The following is an 18002-nucleotide window of genomic DNA, read 5'->3' as shown; positions in this document are numbered from 1 at the left end:
TTATGGACAGGTGCAACCAGCAGTTTACTCTTGTTCCCTTCGCAGGTATTAGCCTGATCAGGTTCCGCGGATCCCGAATAAACGGTCTCAGCCTTTTCCACTTCAGCCTTCGCATGGAAAATAGGCACTCCGACAAGATGAAATCCCTCCGCAGAGGGATAATGTATGTAAATTACTCGTTAACGGTTCACAACTCAAGCTGTCGGCGCGATATTGTCGCCGATGTTGTTTTTCTGCTCATGGGCGACGGCGAGGGCGAACAGCTTGTCCTCAAGCGCGAAGCGCGCCTCCAGCGATTCGCCGATATCCGACAGCGCCTGCTGAAATTCGAGATAGTTATCGTGGTCGATGGCGTTTTCGAGGCAGGAATCGTAGTAGTCCATCATCTGCTGGGTATTGGCTTCCAGCAATGGGTAGATTTTGGTGGCGGCTAAAAGAGGAGTACTCCCTTCCATTTCTCCGATAATGCGTTCATAAATATTAAAATGACCGGATGAGAGGTAATCCACCAGGCTTTGGCAAAAGTTATCCAGCGCCTTTTCATTAAGCCGCATAAATGACTCTTTGCCAGGTTTCAGTCCAACCAGGTTGTAGTAAGCGACGAGCAAATGCTTACGAACAAGCAGCCAGCGATCGACCAGTTTGTTATTGCCTCCAACGCGTTCCGTTAGGTTTTCCAGCTGGTTTAACATGATTGACTCCGCAAGATTAAGAAATAACGTTGCTCACCAAATGTAAATATAATGTTAAAAGTGCCAGTAAAACGAAGGTAGTGCAATAGATATGGATCGTATTATTGAAAAATTAGATCGCGGCTGGTGGATCGTCAGTCACGAACAAAAATTATGGCTTCCCGCTGGGGAATTACCACATGGCGAAGCGGTAAATTTTGATCTTGTCGGCGAGCGCGCGCTGCACCTCGGCGAATGGCAAGGCGAAGCGGTATGGCTGGTCCGTCAGGAGCGTCGGCAGGACATGGGATCGCTGCGCCAGGTATTGGATCAGGATCCAGGTCTCTTCCAACTGGCGGGGCGCGGGATCCAATTGGCCGAGTTTTATCGATCGCATCAATTCTGCGGATACTGCGGCCACCCGATGCATGCCAGCAAAACCGAGTGGGCGATGCTGTGCAGCCACTGTCGCGAACGCTATTACCCGCAAATCGCCCCCTGCATTATTGTTGCGATCCGTCGCGACGATTCCATTCTACTGGCGCAGCATACCCGCCACCGCAACGGCGTGCATACGGTGCTGGCCGGGTTTGTTGAGGTTGGTGAAACCCTAGAGCAGGCGGTGGCTCGTGAAGTGATGGAAGAGAGCGGTATTACAGTGAAGAACCTGCGCTATGTCACTTCGCAGCCATGGCCATTCCCGCAATCGCTGATGACGGCCTTTATGGCTGAATACGACAGCGGCGATATCGTGGTTGATAAAAAAGAGCTGCTGAACGCGGACTGGTACCGCTATGACGATCTTCCGCTTCTGCCGCCGCCGGGCACCGTGGCGCGTCGCCTGATTGAAGATACGGTGGCGATGTGTCGGGCAGAGTACGAGTGACATGTTACACTGGGCGCATCAACGCTAAAGGAATATAAAAATGACCGAACTGAAAAACGATCGTTACCTGCGCGCGCTGCTGCGCCAGCCGGTTGATGTCACCCCGGTGTGGATGATGCGCCAGGCGGGCCGCTATCTACCGGAATACAAAGCCACCCGCGCGCAAGCGGGCGACTTCATGTCACTGTGTAAAAACGCCGAGCTGGCCTGTGAAGTCACGCTGCAGCCGCTGCGTCGCTACCCGCTGGATGCGGCGATCCTCTTTTCGGACATCCTGACGATCCCGGATGCAATGGGATTGGGGCTGTACTTTGAAGCCGGCGAAGGCCCGCGCTTCACCTCGCCGGTGACATGTAAAGCCGACGTCGACAAGTTGCCGATTCCGGATCCGGAACAAGAATTAGGCTACGTGATGAACGCCGTGCGTACTATTCGCCGTGAACTGAAAGGCGACGTGCCGCTGATTGGTTTTTCCGGCAGTCCGTGGACGCTGGCGACTTATATGGTGGAAGGCGGCAGCAGCAAGGCCTTCACTGTCATCAAAAAGATGATGTATGCCGAACCGCAGGCGTTGCACGCGCTGCTGGATAAGCTGGCGAAAAGTGTCACCCTGTACCTGAACGCGCAGATTAAAGCGGGCGCGCAGTCGGTGATGATTTTCGACACCTGGGGCGGCGTGCTGACCGGCCGCGACTACCAGCAATTCTCGCTCTACTATATGCATAAAATCGTTGATGGCCTGCTGCGTGAAAACGAAGGCCGCCGCGTTCCGGTTACCCTGTTCACCAAAGGCGGCGGGCAGTGGCTGGAAGCGATGGCGGAGACCGGCTGCGACGCGCTGGGTCTCGACTGGACCACCGATATCGCCGACGCTCGTCGCCGTGTAGGCCACAAAGTGGCGCTGCAGGGCAATATGGATCCGTCCATGCTTTACGCGCCTGCCGCGCGCATTGAAGACGAAGTTGCGACAATCCTCGCAGGCTTTGGCCGGGGTGATGGTCATGTCTTTAACCTCGGTCACGGTATCCATCAGGACGTTGATCCGCAGCATGCGGGAGTCTTTGTTGAGGCGGTGCACCGCCTCTCTGCGCAATATCACCAATAGGAGATAAATCGTGATGGATTTAGCCGCGCTACGTACCCAACAGCAAAGTTTAGCCGCGTCGGTAGAACGCGCGGATCGACTGGATCGCGATCCACCGATGCTGATCGGCGGCGCGGATGTCGGGTTTGAGCAGGAAGGGGAAGTGACCCGGGCTGCAATGGTGCTGCTGAAGTATCCGACGCTTGAGCTGGTGGAGTATCAGGTGGCGCGTGTCGCCACCACGATGCCATATATTCCCGGCTTTCTCTCCTTTCGCGAGACACCCGCGCTGCTGGCAGCGTGGGAACAGCTATCGCAAAAGCCCGATCTGCTGTTTGTTGACGGCCACGGGATTTCACACCCCCGGCGGTTGGGCGTCGCCAGCCATTTCGGCCTGATGGTCGATGTACCGACTATTGGAGTGGCGAAAAAACGCCTGTGCGGCAAGTTTGAACCGCTCGGTCCCGAGCCGGGCGCGCTGGCGCCATTAAGCGATAAAGGCGAGCTGCTGGCGTGGGTCTGGCGCAGCAAAGCGCGCTGTAACCCGTTGTTTATCAGTACCGGTCACCGTGTGGGCATGGATAGCGCGTTAATGTGGGTGGAACGCTGCATGCAGGGGTATCGGCTACCCGAGCCGACGCGCTGGGCCGATGCTGTAGCTTCCCGCCGTCCGGCGTTTGTGCGTTGGCAAGCAAATCACGGCTGATTCAGGTACACTGCGCCTAATTTCTGACTTCGAGAATTCATCATGTTACAAAACCCGATTCACCTACGCCTGGAGAAGCTGGAAAGCTGGCAGCACGTCACCTTTATGGCCTGTCTGTGCGAGCGTATGTATCCCAACTACGCCATGTTCTGCAAGCAAACCGAGTTTGGCGATGGCCAGCTGTATCGTCGTATCCTTGACCTGATCTGGGAAACGCTGACGGTAAAAGATGCGAAGGTGAATTTCGACAGTCAGTTGGAAAAGCTGGAAGAGGCGATCCCATCGGCGGACGACTACGACATGTATGGCGTATATCCGGCCATTGATGCCTGCGTCGCGTTGAGCGAGTTAATTCACTCTCGCCTGAGTGGTGAAACGCTGGAACATGCCATCGAAGTCAGTAAGACATCGATTACTACCGTGGCGATGCTGGAAATGACTCAGGAAGGTCGCGAAATGACCGATGAAGAGCTCAAAGAGAACCCGGCGGTAGAACAAGAATGGGACATCCAGTGGGAGATTTTCCGCCTGTTGGCCGACTGCGAAGAGCGCGACCTTGAGCTGATCAAAGGGCTGCGAGCAGACCTGCGAGAGGCCGGTGAGAGCAATATTGGTATAAATTTTCAGCAATGAGACCACAAAACGTGATTTACCGCCTGAATTGTAGCGTCTGAACACTTCCATTCCGCCCCCTGTCTGGTCTACATTTGGGGGGCGAAAAAAAGTGGCTATCGGTGCGTGTATGCAGGAGAGTGCTTTTCTGGCATTTCCGTCGCACTCGATGCTTAGCAAGCGATAAACACATTGTAAGGATAACTTATGAACAAGACTCAACTGATTGATGTAATTGCGGACAAAGCTGACCTGTCTAAAGCACAGGCAAAAGCTGCCCTGGAATCCACCCTGGCTGCAATTACCGAGTCTCTGAAAGAAGGTGATGCTGTTCAACTGGTTGGTTTCGGTACCTTCAAAGTGAACCACCGTGCTGAGCGTACTGGCCGCAATCCGCAGACCGGTAAAGAAATCAAAATCGCTGCAGCTAACGTGCCAGCATTTGTTTCTGGCAAAGCGCTGAAAGACGCAGTTAAGTAAGACTGCGTGGCAGTGTCCAGTTTTAACGAAGGGGCTTTTAAGCCCCTTTTGTCTAACTGGCGTCGCACGCTGACGCTGGCAGGAGCGCTATTGCTTACTGCCTGCAGTCACAATTCCTCCCCTCCGCCTTTTACCGCCAGCGGTTATGCCGATAACCAGGGCGCAATGCGCATCTGGCGTAAAGATACCGGCGATGACGTGCATCTGCTTGCTGTCTTCAGTCCGTGGCACCATGGCGATACCTCGACCAGCGAATACCGCTGGCAAGATGGTCAGCTGACATTGATTGAGCTTAACGTTTACGGTAAACCGCCGGAACATATTCGCGTCCGCTTCGATGCGCAGGGCGAATTGAGCTTTATGCAGCGTGAAGTGGATGGCGAAAAACAGCAGCTTTCTAACGATCAGGTTGCGTTGTACCGCTATCGCGCACGGCAAATCCGCGAAACCAGCGATGCGTTGCGTCAGGGGCGGGTGGTATTACGTCAGGGGCGCTGGCATGCCGATCATACGGTGACTACCTGCGAAGGCCAGACCGTGAAGCCTGACCTTGATGAGCGGGCATTAGCGCATATTGCTCGCCGTCAGAATCACTCGTCCGTTGAGGTGAGTGTGGCGTGGCTGGAAGCTTCTGAAGGATCTCAGCTGCTGCTGGTGGCCAATGAAAACTTCTGTACCTGGCAACCGACCGAAAAATCCTTCTGAGCCTTACCAGTGGTTCATGCCCATATGACCGCCGCCATTACCGCGGCAACCGCCGAACCCCATTCCCTGGCCGCGAGGAATGCCTGCTTCAGCTAAGGCAATATCAAACTTCACCCGCTGCTGATCTAGCTTCTGGCTTAATGATTCCATCTCCTGAGCGATAGCCTCAATTTTCCCGCTTTCCGGCTTCTGCGCGGTCAGTAGCGCATTGTACTCATAACGTTTGGACTGCAGCTGCTGGCGCAGGGCGCGGGTTTGCGCGTAGTAATCGTCATGCAGCTTCTGCGCGGTCGCCTGTTGTTCCTGAGTGAGCTGGCTGTAACCCTGCGGGCCCATCCCATTGTTATCGCCCCAGTGATGTCCAGCCCACACGGCGCTACTGCCAAATGTCAGCGCGGCAAGAGCAACGAGGGCGAGAGGTAAAGTCGGGTTCCGTTTCATCGTGTTATCTCCAGTGTGGTTTCTCCCTGTATTGCATCTTCCATGCCAGCCTGAAAACGTGCGTGAAGACTGGCATGCCTGCAGCTGGCATCCGCCAGGCGAGTAAAAATGACCCGCTATGGCTGAGTCCGGTGAGTCATTTTTACTCGCTAAACTGTCGTCTCTATGTCTAAGGACAGGTTTGACGGTGTGGAAAAATGGCATGATTTCTGCTGATGGATCCTGCAGATAGCGAAAAAGAAATGACAAGGACCCGCTCATGCACCGCATTACACTTTTATCCCGGGACGCCGCGGCAGGCGCTCTGAGTTGGCTGCTGACCAGCACGATTGTGCTGTTGGTTATCCTGTTCTCCGCGATGATCGTTCGCGACTATGGCCGGGAAACGGCCGCCGCCCGACAAACTATCGCGGAAAAGGGGAGCGTGCTGATCCGCGCGCTGGAATCCGGCACACGTGTCGGCATGGGGATGCGTATGCATCACGCTCAGCTCCAGACGCTGCTGGAAGAGATGGCCTGGCAGCCCGGCGTACTGTGGTTCGCCGTCACCGATGAAAACGGTAAAACCATCGCCCATAGCGATCCGCGGCAGGTGGATAAAGCGCTGTACACTCCGGCGCAGATGCGTGAACTCGGGGTTGGCGAACAGGAACGTTGGCGCCGGCTTGCCGTACCGCAGCCAGCGCTGGAGATCTATCGTCAATTCCGCCCACTCAATCCTACCCGCTGCCATCATATGGGTATGATGCAGCGCTGTCGCAGCGTGCTGGCTCAGCCCAACGTCCCGCAGGTGATTTTTATCGCTTTTGATAGTCGTGTGCTGGATGCGGCGCAGGCCCGTGGACAGCGGAACATGGTGATCATGCTTGGCGCCGCCGCGCTGGTGGTGGCGGCGACGATCCTCGCCCAGTTCTGGTTCCGCCGTTACCGCCGCTCGCGCAAGCAATTGCTGGAGGCGATGGCGCGCAAAGAGAAACTCGTGGCGCTTGGGCATCTGGCGGCGGGGGTGGCGCATGAGATTCGCAATCCACTCTCTTCCATCAAAGGACTGGCGAAGTATTTTGCCGAGCGCACGCCGCCCGGCGGCGAAGCGCAGCAATTAGCACAGGTGATGGCAAAAGAGGCCGACCGCCTGAACCGGGTAGTCAGCGAGCTGCTGGAACTGGTTCGCCCCGCCCATCTGCATTACCAGCCGATCGATCTCAACGAACTGATCCGTCATTCATTGCAGTTGGTGAGTCAGGATGCGCAGAGCCGCGACATCGAACTGCAGTTTACCGCGCGTCCTGAACTAACCCGGATTGAAGCCGATGCCGACCGCCTGAACCAGGTGCTGTTGAACCTGTATCTGAATGCGATGCAGGCCATTGGCCGTGGGGGCGTCATCAGCGTGTCGGTAAGCGAAGCCGATCGTCAGCGGGTGAAAATCGTCGTCGCGGATAGCGGCAAAGGGATGACTGCTGAAGAGTTGCAGGCCATCTTCACCCCGTATTTCACCACTAAAGCGGATGGTACCGGGCTGGGGCTGGCGGTGGTGCAGAATATTATCGAACAGCATGGTGGTACGATCCGCGCCGAAAGTCAGCCGGGGGCCGGTGCGATATTTACGCTTTGGCTGCCGGTGGATGCTCAACGGAGGGAAGAGGAAGCATGAGCCTTGATAAGGTAGAGATCCTGGTTGTCGATGATGACATCAGCCACTGCACGATTCTGCAGGCGTTGCTGCGCGGTTGGGGTTATCAGGTGTCGTTAGCCCACACGGGTCTCCAGGCGTTGGAACAGATTCATCAGCAGGTCTTCGACCTGGTGCTGTGCGATATCCGTATGGCGGAGATGGACGGTATTGCAACGTTAAAGGGGATTAAAGCCTATAACCCGGCGATACCGGTGCTGATCATGACGGCGTTCTCCAGCGTCGGTACGGCAGTGGAAGCGATTAAGTCAGGGGCGCTGGATTATCTGGTTAAGCCGCTGGACTTTGATACCCTGCAGGAGACGCTCGCCCGGGCATTGGCACACACCTGGCAGAGCGAGCTAACCGCCGCGGCAGATTCGCGCTGGGGCATGATTGGCGATAGCCCGGCGATGCAGACGCTTATCAACAATATTACGCTGGTGGCGCCCTCGGATGCGACGGTACTGATCTGCGGGGAATCGGGAACCGGCAAGGAACTGGTGGCGCGCGCGATCCACGCCTGCAGCGAGCGCCGCGAAAAGCCGCTGGTGACGCTGAACTGCGCGGCGCTGAATGAATCGCTGCTGGAGTCTGAGCTCTTCGGCCATGAAAAGGGGGCGTTTACCGGCGCGGATCGGCGGCGGGAAGGGCGCTTTGTCGAAGCGGATGGTGGCACGCTATTCCTGGATGAGATTGGCGATATTTCACCGTTGATGCAGGTGCGCCTGCTGCGGGCGATTCAGGAACGTGAAGTGCAGCGCGTTGGCAGTAACCAGACGCTTGTCGTCGATGTGCGGTTGATTGCCGCCACCCACCGCAACCTGGCGGAAGAGGTGAGCGCCGGGCGCTTTCGCCAGGATCTCTATTATCGTCTGAACGTGGTTGCCATTGATATGCCGCCGCTGCGTCGGCGACGTGAAGATATTCCTCAATTGGCGCAGTATTTTCTCAAACGTTATGCCAAACGCAATCGCAAGGCGGTGCAGGGGTTTACGCCACAGGCGATGGATCTGCTGATCCACTATGCCTGGCCGGGCAATATCCGGGAACTGGAAAACGCAGTGGAACGGGCGGTGGTTCTGCTCACCGGAGACTATATCTCCGAACGCGAACTGCCGTTGGCGATAGCGGGCACGCCGTTGCCGAACAGCGGGAGCGAGGACGCATTGATTCAGCCGTTAGTGGCCGTCGAAAAAGAGGTGATTATGGCGGCGCTGGAAAAAACGGGCGGCAACAAAACCGAAGCCGCCCGTCAGTTAGGGATTACGCGTAAAACGCTGCTGGCAAAACTCAGCCGTTAGTTCTGTTCACGCTTGATGGCGCGCCAGCCGATATCGTTACGGCTAAAGCTGCCGTCCCAGTGAATATCGGTCAGCAGCTCATAAGCGCGCTGCTGCGCCTGGGCCACGGAATCGCCCAGCGCGGTCACGCACAGCACGCGCCCGCCGTTGGTGACGACGCGCTGGTCGTCAGACAGTTTGGTTCCGGCGTGGAAGACTTTGCCGTCAGCGGCTTCCTGCTGCGGCAGGCCGAAAATTTCGTCGCCGCTATTGTAGTTGCCAGGGTAACCGCCCGCCGCGACGACCACGCCCAGCGAGGCGCGCGGGTCCCACTCGGAGGTTTTCTCGTCCAGCTTGCCCGCGCAGGCGGCGAGGCACAGGTCTACCAGATCGGATTTCATGCGCAGCATGATCGGCTGGGTTTCCGGGTCGCCAAAGCGGCAGTTGAACTCAATCACCTTCGGGTTGCCCTGTTTGTCGATCATCAGACCGGCGTACAGGAAACCAGTATAGGTATTGCCCTCTGCGGCCATGCCTTTAACCGTTGGCCAGATAACCCGTTCCATGGTGCGTTGATAGACTTCATCAGTCACCACCGGCGCCGGAGAGTATGCCCCCATGCCGCCGGTATTCGGTCCAGTATCGCCGTTGCCGACGCGCTTGTGATCCTGACTGGTGGCCATCGGCAGCACGTGCTCGCCGTCGACCATCACGATAAAGCTGGCCTCTTCGCCATCGAGGAACTCTTCAATCACGATGCGGTGCCCCGCATCGCCAAAGGCGTTGCCGGCCAGCATGTCTTTGACCGCTGCTTCGGCTTCCTCAAGGGTCATCGCCACGATAACGCCTTTACCTGCCGCCAGGCCGTCGGCTTTGATGACGATCGGCGCGCCTTTTTCGCGCAGGTATGCCAGCGCAGGCTCAACTTCGGTGAAGTTCTGGTATTCCGCGGTTGGGATATGATGGCGTGCGAGGAAATCTTTGGTGAAGGCTTTTGAGCCTTCCAGCTGCGCGGCGCCTTCGGTTGGCCCAAAGATGGTTAACCCAGCGGCGCGGAACGCGTCGACTACGCCAATGACCAGTGGCGCTTCCGGGCCAACGATGGTCAGATCGATTTTCTCATCCTGGGCGAAGCGTAGCAGCGCCGGAATATCGGTGACGCCGATAGCGACGTTTTTCAGCGCAGGCTCCAGTGCGGTGCCCGCGTTGCCCGGCGCGACGTAGACGGTATCAACCAGCGGCGATTGGGCCGCTTTCCAGGCCAGCGCGTGTTCGCGCCCGCCGTTGCCGATTACTAATACTTTCATCTGCTGCTCCGTGAATTAATGGCGGAAGTGGCGCATGTCGGTGAAGATCATGGCGATACCATGTTCATCAGCGGCGGCAATCACTTCTTCGTCGCGGATAGAGCCGCCCGGTTGGATAACGCAGGTGATGCCTACGGCCGCTGCGGCATCAATACCGTCGCGGAACGGGAAGAAGGCGTCAGAGGCCATGGCGGAACCTTTTACTTCCAGCCCTTCGTCACCGGCTTTAATCCCGGCAATTTTCGCCGAGTAGACGCGGCTCATCTGGCCTGCGCCTATACCGATGGTCATATTGTCTTTGGCATAAACGATAGCGTTGGATTTGACGAACTTCGCGACTTTCCAGCAGAACAGCGCATCGCGTAGCTCTTGCTCGCTCGGCTGACGTTTGGTCACTACGCGCAGTTCACCGGCAGTCACCATGCCGAGATCGCGGTCCTGAACCAGCAGGCCGCCGTTCACGCGTTTGAAATCGAGACCGGCGACGCGAGCATCCCATTGACCGCAGATCAGCACGCGGACGTTTTGTTTAGCGGCGGTGATTTTCAGCGCTTCTTCGCTGGCGGACGGGGCGATGATCACTTCGACGAACTGGCGGGAGATGATGGCCTGCGCGGTTTCCGCATCCAGCTCGCGGTTAAAGGCGATGATGCCGCCGAACGCGGAGGTCGGGTCGGTTTTGTAAGCGCGATCGTAAGCGTCGAGGATCGAGTTGCTGACGGCAACACCGCATGGGTTTGCGTGCTTAACGATAACGCAGGCCGGTTCATTGAACTCTTTCACGCACTCCAGAGCCGCATCGGTATCGGCAATGTTGTTATAAGAGAGCGCTTTGCCCTGCAGCTGGGTTGCGGTAGCCACGGAGGCTTCTTTTACATTCTCTTCTATATAGAAGGCAGCCTGCTGGTGGCTGTTTTCGCCGTAGCGCATATCCTGCTTCTTAATGAAGTTCAGATTCAGGGTACGCGGGAAGCGACCTGCGGCTTCTTTGCTTTCGCCGTGATAGGCCGGAACCATGCTGCCGAAGTAGTTAGCGATCATGCTGTCGTAAGCAGCGGTGTGTTCGAAGGCTTTAATCGCGAGATCGAAACGCGTGTCGAGGGTCAGAGAACCGTCGTTGGCATCCATCTCTTTAATAATGGCGTCGTAGTCGCTGCTCTTTACAACGATAGCTACGTCTTTATGGTTCTTCGCCGCTGAGCGCACCATAGTCGGGCCGCCGATATCAATATTTTCCACCGCGTCTTCCAGCGAGCATCCTTCACGAGCGACGGTCTGGGCAAATGGGTAGAGGTTAACGACGACCATATCGATAGGCGCGATGCCGTGCTGCTGCATGATGCCGTCATCCTGACCACGACGACCGAGGATGCCGCCGTGTACTTTTGGATGCAGGGTTTTCACGCGTCCATCCATCATTTCCGGGAAACCGGTGTAGTCAGAGACTTCGGTTACCGGCAGGCCCTTATCTGCCAGCAGGCGAGCGGTGCCGCCGGTGGACAGTAGCTCAACACCACGAGCGGAAAGCGCCTGCGCGAATTCGACGATACCGGCCTTGTCAGAAACACTGAGCAGGGCGCGGCGGACTGGACGACGTTGTTGCATGGTATTAAATCCCCAGGATTTGAACATTACAGAGAGCGTTAGGTGAGTTTTTGCCTAAAAACTCACCTAACGCACCCAACCGGGCATCCGTGTCATAGCGCGGCATTGTAACGAAAACGTTTGCGCAACGCTCGCGAATTTTTATCTTTCTCTTTCAACCGGTCTTTCTCTCCTTATATAGCAGCTGATCCACCGGGCTTTTACCTGTGTTTTGCTGTGTTCCTGTGGATAATTCTGTGTGTAAAAGGGTATAAAGCGGGGTTTTGCTGTGGAATTCAGCAGTCAGTCATTTTTCTGCAATTTTTCTATTGCAGGCGCTCGAGAACTCCCTATAATGCGCCTCCATCGACACGGCAGATGTGAATCACTTCACACAAACAGCCGGTTCGGTTGAAGAGAAAAATTCTGAAATTCAGGGTTGACTCTGAAAGAGGAAAGCGTAATATACGCCACCTCGTGACAGAGCGCTAAAGCGCGTCGCACCTGCTCTTTAACAATTTATCAGACAATCTGTGTGGGCACTCAAAGTGACATGGATTCTTAACGTCCTCGGACGAAAAATGAATACCAAGTCTCAGTGAGTGAACATACGTAATTCATTACGAAGTTTAATTCATGAGCATCAAACTTAAATTGAAGAGTTTGATCATGGCTCAGATTGAACGCTGGCGGCAGGCCTAACACATGCAAGTCGAGCGGTAGCACAGAGAGCTTGCTCTCGGGTGACGAGCGGCGGACGGGTGAGTAATGTCTGGGAAACTGCCTGATGGAGGGGGATAACTACTGGAAACGGTAGCTAATACCGCATAACGTCGCAAGACCAAAGTGGGGGACCTTCGGGCCTCATGCCATCAGATGTGCCCAGATGGGATTAGCTAGTAGGTGGGGTAATGGCTCACCTAGGCGACGATCCCTAGCTGGTCTGAGAGGATGACCAGCCACACTGGAACTGAGACACGGTCCAGACTCCTACGGGAGGCAGCAGTGGGGAATATTGCACAATGGGCGCAAGCCTGATGCAGCCATGCCGCGTGTATGAAGAAGGCCTTCGGGTTGTAAAGTACTTTCAGCGAGGAGGAAGGCGCTGAGGTTAATAACCTCAGCGATTGACGTTACTCGCAGAAGAAGCACCGGCTAACTCCGTGCCAGCAGCCGCGGTAATACGGAGGGTGCAAGCGTTAATCGGAATTACTGGGCGTAAAGCGCACGCAGGCGGTCTGTCAAGTCGGATGTGAAATCCCCGGGCTCAACCTGGGAACTGCATTCGAAACTGGCAGGCTAGAGTCTTGTAGAGGGGGGTAGAATTCCAGGTGTAGCGGTGAAATGCGTAGAGATCTGGAGGAATACCGGTGGCGAAGGCGGCCCCCTGGACAAAGACTGACGCTCAGGTGCGAAAGCGTGGGGAGCAAACAGGATTAGATACCCTGGTAGTCCACGCCGTAAACGATGTCGACTTGGAGGTTGTGCCCTTGAGGCGTGGCTTCCGGAGCTAACGCGTTAAGTCGACCGCCTGGGGAGTACGGCCGCAAGGTTAAAACTCAAATGAATTGACGGGGGCCCGCACAAGCGGTGGAGCATGTGGTTTAATTCGATGCAACGCGAAGAACCTTACCTACTCTTGACATCCAGAGAACTTAGCAGAGATGCTTTGGTGCCTTCGGGAACTCTGAGACAGGTGCTGCATGGCTGTCGTCAGCTCGTGTTGTGAAATGTTGGGTTAAGTCCCGCAACGAGCGCAACCCTTATCCTTTGTTGCCAGCGGTCCGGCCGGGAACTCAAAGGAGACTGCCAGTGATAAACTGGAGGAAGGTGGGGATGACGTCAAGTCATCATGGCCCTTACGAGTAGGGCTACACACGTGCTACAATGGCATATACAAAGAGAAGCGACCTCGCGAGAGCAAGCGGACCTCATAAAGTATGTCGTAGTCCGGATTGGAGTCTGCAACTCGACTCCATGAAGTCGGAATCGCTAGTAATCGTAGATCAGAATGCTACGGTGAATACGTTCCCGGGCCTTGTACACACCGCCCGTCACACCATGGGAGTGGGTTGCAAAAGAAGTAGGTAGCTTAACCTTCGGGAGGGCGCTTACCACTTTGTGATTCATGACTGGGGTGAAGTCGTAACAAGGTAACCGTAGGGGAACCTGCGGTTGGATCACCTCCTTACCTGAAAGAACCTGCCTTTGTAGTGCTCACACAGATTGTCTGATGAAAAGTAAATAGCAAGGCGTCTTGCGATTGAGACTTACACGTCCCCTTCGTCTAGAGGCCCAGGACACCGCCCTTTCACGGCGGTAACAGGGGTTCGAATCCCCTAGGGGACGCCACTTGCTGGTTTGTGAGTGAAAGTCGCCGACCTCAGTATCTCAAAACTTACCTTCGGGTGACGTTTGAGATATTTGCTCTTTAAAAATCTGGATCAAGCTGAAAATTGAAACGACACACCGTTAATGGTGTGTTCGAGTCTCTCAAATTTTCGCAATCAGAAGTGAAACATCTTCGGGTTGTGAGGTTAAGCGACTAAGCGTACACGGTGGATGCCCTGGCAGTCAGAGGCGATGAAGGACGTGCTAATCTGCGAAAAGCGTCGGTAAGGTGATATGAACCGTTATAGCCGGCGATGTCCGAATGGGGAAACCCAGTGCAATTCGTTGCACTATCGTTAACTGAATACATAGGTTAACGAGGCGAACCGGGGGAACTGAAACATCTAAGTACCCCGAGGAAAAGAAATCAACCGAGATTCCCCCAGTAGCGGCGAGCGAACGGGGAGCAGCCCAGAGTCTGAATCAGCTTGTGTGTTAGTGGAACGGTCTGGAAAGTCCGACGGTACAGGGTGATAGTCCCGTACACCAAAATGCACAGGCTGTGAACTCGATGAGTAGGGCGGGACACGTGGTATCCTGTCTGAATATGGGGGGACCATCCTCCAAGGCTAAATACTCCTGACTGACCGATAGTGAACCAGTACCGTGAGGGAAAGGCGAAAAGAACCCCGGCGAGGGGAGTGAAAAAGAACCTGAAACCGTGTACGTACAAGCAGTGGGAGCACCTTCGGGTGTGACTGCGTACCTTTTGTATAATGGGTCAGCGACTTATATTCTGTAGCAAGGTTAACCGTATAGGGGAGCCGCAGGGAAACCGAGTCTTAACTGGGCGTTAAGTTGCAGGGTATAGACCCGAAACCCGGTGATCTAGCCATGGGCAGGTTGAAGGTTGGGTAACACTAACTGGAGGACCGAACCGACTAATGTTGAAAAATTAGCGGATGACCTGTGGCTGGGGGTGAAAGGCCAATCAAACCGGGAGATAGCTGGTTCTCCCCGAAAGCTATTTAGGTAGCGCCTCGTGAACTCATCTTCGGGGGTAGAGCACTGTTTCGGCTAGGGGGTCATCCCGACTTACCAACCCGATGCAAACTACGAATACCGAAGAATGTTATCACGGGAGACACACGGCGGGTGCTAACGTCCGTCGTGAAGAGGGAAACAACCCAGACCGCCAGCTAAGGTCCCAAAGTCATGGTTAAGTGGGAAACGATGTGGGAAGGCACAGACAGCCAGGATGTTGGCTTAGAAGCAGCCATCATTTAAAGAAAGCGTAATAGCTCACTGGTCGAGTCGGCCTGCGCGGAAGATGTAACGGGGCTAAACCATGCACCGAAGCTGCGGCAGCGACACTATGTGTTGTTGGGTAGGGGAGCGTTCTGTAAGCCTGCGAAGGTGGCCTGTGAGGGTTGCTGGAGGTATCAGAAGTGCGAATGCTGACATAAGTAACGATAATGCGGGTGAAAAGCCCGCACGCCGGAAGACCAAGGGTTCCTGTCCAACGTTAATCGGGGCAGGGTGAGTCGACCCCTAAGGCGAGGCCGAAAGGCGTAGTCGATGGGAAACAGGTTAATATTCCTGTACTGGGTGTTACTGCGAAGGGGGGACGGAGAAGGCTATGTTAGCCGGGCGACGGTTGTCCCGGTTTAAGCATGTAGGCGGGTGTTCCAGGTAAATCCGGAACGCTGTTAACGCTGAGGTGTGATGACGAGGCACTACGGTGCTGAAGTAACAAATGCCCTGCTTCCAGGAAAAGCCTCTAAGCATCAGGTAACATCAAATCGTACCCCAAACCGACACAGGTGGTCAGGTAGAGAATACCAAGGCGCTTGAGAGAACTCGGGTGAAGGAACTAGGCAAAATGGTGCCGTAACTTCGGGAGAAGGCACGCTGATATGTAGGTGAAGCCCCTGCGGGTGGAGCTGAAATCAGTCGAAGATACCAGCTGGCTGCAACTGTTTATTAAAAACACAGCACTGTGCAAACACGAAAGTGGACGTATACGGTGTGACGCCTGCCCGGTGCCGGAAGGTTAATTGATGGGGTTATCCGTAAGGAGAAGCTCTTGATCGAAGCCCCGGTAAACGGCGGCCGTAACTATAACGGTCCTAAGGTAGCGAAATTCCTTGTCGGGTAAGTTCCGACCTGCACGAATGGCGTAATGATGGCCAGGCTGTCTCCACCCGAGACTCAGTGAAATTGAACTCGCTGTGAAGATGCAGTGTACCCGCGGCAAGACGGAAAGACCCCGTGAACCTTTACTATAGCTTGACACTGAACATTGAGCCTTGATGTGTAGGATAGGTGGGAGGCTTTGAAGCGTGGACGCCAGTCTGCGTGGAGCCGACCTTGAAATACCACCCTTTAATGTTTGATGTTCTAACCTGGCGCCGTAATCCGGCGTGGGGACAGTGTCTGGTGGGTAGTTTGACTGGGGCGGTCTCCTCCCAAAGAGTAACGGAGGAGCACGAAGGTTAGCTAATCCTGGTCGGACATCAGGAGGTTAGTGCAATGGCATAAGCTAGCTTGACTGCGAGCGTGACGGCGCGAGCAGGTGCGAAAGCAGGTCATAGTGATCCGGTGGTTCTGAATGGAAGGGCCATCGCTCAACGGATAAAAGGTACTCCGGGGATAACAGGCTGATACCGCCCAAGAGTTCATATCGACGGCGGTGTTTGGCACCTCGATGTCGGCTCATCACATCCTGGGGCTGAAGTAGGTCCCAAGGGTATGGCTGTTCGCCATTTAAAGTGGTACGCGAGCTGGGTTTAGAACGTCGTGAGACAGTTCGGTCCCTATCTGCCGTGGGCGCTGGAGAATTGAGGGGGGCTGCTCCTAGTACGAGAGGACCGGAGTGGACGCATCACTGGTGTTCGGGTTGTCATGCCAATGGCATTGCCCGGTAGCTAAATGCGGAAAAGATAAGTGCTGAAAGCATCTAAGCACGAAACTTGCCCCGAGATGAGTTCTCCCTGAGACTTAGAGTCTCCTGAAGGAACGTTAAAGACGATGACGTTGATAGGTCGGGTGTGTAAGCGTAGCGATACGTTGAGCTAACCGATACTAATGAACCGTGAGGCTTAACCTTACAACGCCGAAGGTGTTTTGGCGGAATTGAGAAGATTTTCAGCGTGATACAGATTACATCGATGCGTCCCGGAGACGTGTTGATAACAGAATTTGCCTGGCGGCGATAGCGCGGTGGTCCCACCTGACCCCATGCCGAACTCAGAAGTGAAACGCCGTAGCGCCGATGGTAGTGTGGGGTCTCCCCATGTGAGAGTAGGGAACTGCCAGGCATCAAATAAAGCAAAAGGCCCGGTCGAAAGACTGGGCCTTTTGTTTTATCTGTTGTCTGTCGGTGAGCGCTCTCCTGAGGAGGACAAATCCGCCGGGAGCGGATTTGAACGTTGCGCAGCAACGGCCCGGAGGGTGGCGGGCAGGACGCCCGCCATAAACTGCCAGGCATCAAATAAAGCAAAAGGCTCAGTCGAAAGACTGAGCCTTTTGCTTTTGTATTTTTTGGACAACTGCGCCGCCACCTCCCCGGTGGCGCTGCGCTTACCGGGGCTACGGGCCCTGTAGCCCGGACAAGGTGCGCAGCACCGCCTCCGGGGAAAACTGTTCCTCACTAAACCTCGCCCAATTCCGAAACCCGACGTCGAACGTCTAAACCTGTCTTTCAGCTGTTATGATCCCTCCAGATCTTGCTGAAACAGGAAAGGATTCGTGACCACCTTATATATCTCTTTGTATAAAAACCGAATGACCGTGCGCAATCTCGATAATGGCCGTGAATTTAGCGGCAGCGGCGGATTTAGCAATCAACGTCTGCTCGTGGCGCAGTTTTTTGCCGCGCGTGACGTCTTATCCGCCCTGCTCCAACAACAAAAACCCGAAAATTGGCTAACGCGCGTGCTAAGGAAAAGACGTTTTCGCATTCTGGTTGATGCCATGGAACTAAATGAAGGCGGGCTATCGCAGGTAGAAGAGCGCGCGATAATGGAAATGGTCGCCGTTGCGGTATCGATGCGCTACCGTCAGTTGGAGGTTCGCTGCAGTAGCCATGTGCGCAGCGATGTTGAAGTTCATGCCCTGTTAGCTAATGGTGCAGCTTAGCGGCAACGGACGATATTGAAACTTTCTCACCTTCCGCTCGCAGACTCGACATTTTGCTTATTCCTGGTTATTGTCAGCTATCTGGATGTCTAAACGTTTA

13 protein-coding genes, 1 tRNA gene, 3 rRNA genes and 1 riboswitch are annotated in these 18002 nt (G+C 55.2%); of the genes, 13 read left to right on the top strand and 4 right to left on the bottom strand.

Annotation, left to right across the window (positions count from 1 at the left end; all coding sequences use genetic code 11):
- Window positions 1–17: 17 nt before the first annotated feature.
- Window positions 18–142: riboswitch (TPP riboswitch) on the bottom strand.
- 52 nt (window positions 143–194) lie between these two features.
- The gene (gene rsd, locus PYR66_22175) at window positions 195–692 is read right to left on the bottom strand and encodes a sigma D regulator (GenBank protein ID WEF27941.1); all 498 of its coding nucleotides are present in this window, start codon (window positions 690–692) and stop codon (window positions 195–197) included.
- Between the two features lie 91 nt (window positions 693–783).
- On the opposite strand from rsd, the gene nudC reads away from it, so the two are divergent.
- The 6 genes from nudC to PYR66_22145 all read left to right on the top strand — a co-directional run bounded on the left by nudC (window position 784) and on the right by PYR66_22145 (window position 5144).
- Entirely contained in the window at window positions 784–1557 is a 774-nt protein-coding gene (nudC, locus tag PYR66_22170) for an NAD(+) diphosphatase (protein WEF27940.1), read from the top strand.
- Between the two features lie 40 nt (window positions 1558–1597).
- The gene (hemE, locus tag PYR66_22165) at window positions 1598–2662 is read left to right on the top strand and encodes a uroporphyrinogen decarboxylase (protein WEF27939.1); all 1065 of its coding nucleotides are present in this window, start codon (window positions 1598–1600) and stop codon (window positions 2660–2662) included.
- 13 nt (window positions 2663–2675) lie between these two features.
- Entirely contained in the window at window positions 2676–3347 is a 672-nt protein-coding gene (nfi, locus tag PYR66_22160) for a deoxyribonuclease V (GenBank protein ID WEF30525.1), read from the top strand.
- A gap of 42 nt (window positions 3348–3389) precedes the next feature.
- Window positions 3390–3980: a YjaG family protein gene (locus PYR66_22155; GenBank protein ID WEF27938.1), complete on the top strand. Its 591-nt coding sequence runs from the start codon at window positions 3390–3392 to the stop codon at window positions 3978–3980.
- A 186-nt stretch (window positions 3981–4166) separates the two neighbouring features.
- Window positions 4167–4439: a DNA-binding protein HU-alpha gene (gene hupA, locus PYR66_22150; protein WEF27937.1), complete on the top strand. Its 273-nt coding sequence runs from the start codon at window positions 4167–4169 to the stop codon at window positions 4437–4439.
- 12 nt (window positions 4440–4451) lie between these two features.
- Window positions 4452–5144, top strand: coding sequence for a DUF1481 domain-containing protein (locus PYR66_22145; protein ID WEF30524.1), 693 nt, complete (start codon window positions 4452–4454; stop codon window positions 5142–5144).
- A gap of 3 nt (window positions 5145–5147) precedes the next feature.
- On the opposite strand, the gene zraP is transcribed toward PYR66_22145, so the two are convergent.
- A complete protein-coding gene (gene zraP, locus PYR66_22140) occupies window positions 5148–5585 on the bottom strand; it encodes a zinc resistance sensor/chaperone ZraP (protein ID WEF27936.1) in 438 nt (145 codons plus the stop codon).
- Window positions 5586–5844: 259 nt separating this feature from the next.
- On the opposite strand from zraP, the gene zraS reads away from it, so the two are divergent.
- Both zraS and zraR read left to right on the top strand, forming a co-directional pair.
- A complete protein-coding gene (gene zraS, locus PYR66_22135) occupies window positions 5845–7239 on the top strand; it encodes a two-component system sensor histidine kinase ZraS (GenBank protein WEF27935.1) in 1395 nt (464 codons plus the stop codon).
- Window positions 7236–8561 (top strand): sigma-54-dependent response regulator transcription factor ZraR, encoded by a 1326-nt coding sequence (gene zraR, locus PYR66_22130; protein WEF27934.1) that lies wholly within the window; start codon window positions 7236–7238, stop codon window positions 8559–8561. The genes zraS and zraR overlap by 4 nt, the downstream gene beginning before the upstream one ends.
- Here zraR and purD read toward each other — a convergent pair.
- Both purD and purH read right to left on the bottom strand, forming a co-directional pair.
- Entirely contained in the window at window positions 8558–9847 is a 1290-nt protein-coding gene (purD, locus tag PYR66_22125; protein ID WEF27933.1) for a phosphoribosylamine--glycine ligase, read from the bottom strand. The two genes, zraR and purD, sit on opposite strands and share 4 nt — an antisense overlap.
- Before the next feature lie 15 nt (window positions 9848–9862).
- Complete coding sequence (purH, locus tag PYR66_22120) at window positions 9863–11452, bottom strand: bifunctional phosphoribosylaminoimidazolecarboxamide formyltransferase/IMP cyclohydrolase (GenBank protein WEF27932.1); 1590 nt, start codon at window positions 11450–11452, stop codon at window positions 9863–9865.
- 630 nt (window positions 11453–12082) lie between these two features.
- On the opposite strand from purH, the gene PYR66_22115 reads away from it, so the two are divergent.
- From PYR66_22115 to PYR66_22095, 5 genes are all read left to right on the top strand, one after another.
- Window positions 12083–13622, top strand: a 16S ribosomal RNA gene (locus PYR66_22115).
- Between the two features lie 85 nt (window positions 13623–13707).
- Window positions 13708–13783, top strand: a tRNA-Glu gene (locus PYR66_22110).
- 183 nt (window positions 13784–13966) lie between these two features.
- Window positions 13967–16871: ribosomal RNA gene (locus tag PYR66_22105) — 23S ribosomal RNA — on the top strand.
- A gap of 95 nt (window positions 16872–16966) precedes the next feature.
- Window positions 16967–17082 (top strand): 5S ribosomal RNA (gene rrf / locus PYR66_22100).
- Together the 16S, 23S and 5S rRNA genes with 1 tRNA gene alongside form the textbook arrangement of a ribosomal RNA operon.
- A gap of 430 nt (window positions 17083–17512) precedes the next feature.
- Entirely contained in the window at window positions 17513–17902 is a 390-nt protein-coding gene (locus PYR66_22095; GenBank protein ID WEF27931.1) for a YjaA family stress response protein, read from the top strand.
- Window positions 17903–18002: the final 100 nt, after the last annotated feature.

Source organism: Klebsiella aerogenes, from assembly GCA_029027985.1.
Lineage (GTDB): Bacteria > Pseudomonadota > Gammaproteobacteria > Enterobacterales > Enterobacteriaceae > Klebsiella > Klebsiella aerogenes_A.
The sequence above is the reverse complement of the archived record's forward strand: the minus strand, read 5'-3'. Positions and strand labels throughout refer to the sequence as shown.

Excerpts from the sequence above, each read along its gene's own strand:
- hupA (WEF27937.1), top strand. The coding sequence starts at position 4,167 with ATGAACAAGACTCAACTGATTGATGTAATTGCGGACAAAGCTGACCTG.
- zraS (WEF27935.1), top strand. The coding sequence starts at position 5,845 with ATGCACCGCATTACACTTTTATCCCGGGACGCCGCGGCAGGCGCTCTG.
- purD (WEF27933.1), bottom strand. The coding sequence starts at position 9,847 with ATGAAAGTATTAGTAATCGGCAACGGCGGGCGCGAACACGCGCTGGCC.
- zraP (WEF27936.1), bottom strand. The coding sequence starts at position 5,585 with ATGAAACGGAACCCGACTTTACCTCTCGCCCTCGTTGCTCTTGCCGCG.
- PYR66_22155 (WEF27938.1), top strand. The coding sequence starts at position 3,390 with ATGTTACAAAACCCGATTCACCTACGCCTGGAGAAGCTGGAAAGCTGG.
- nudC (WEF27940.1), top strand. The coding sequence starts at position 784 with ATGGATCGTATTATTGAAAAATTAGATCGCGGCTGGTGGATCGTCAGT.
- zraR (WEF27934.1), top strand. The coding sequence starts at position 7,236 with ATGAGCCTTGATAAGGTAGAGATCCTGGTTGTCGATGATGACATCAGC.
- rsd (WEF27941.1), bottom strand. The coding sequence starts at position 692 with ATGTTAAACCAGCTGGAAAACCTAACGGAACGCGTTGGAGGCAATAAC.
- nfi (WEF30525.1), top strand. The coding sequence starts at position 2,676 with ATGGATTTAGCCGCGCTACGTACCCAACAGCAAAGTTTAGCCGCGTCG.
- purH (WEF27932.1), bottom strand. The coding sequence starts at position 11,452 with ATGCAACAACGTCGTCCAGTCCGCCGCGCCCTGCTCAGTGTTTCTGAC.
- hemE (WEF27939.1), top strand. The coding sequence starts at position 1,598 with ATGACCGAACTGAAAAACGATCGTTACCTGCGCGCGCTGCTGCGCCAG.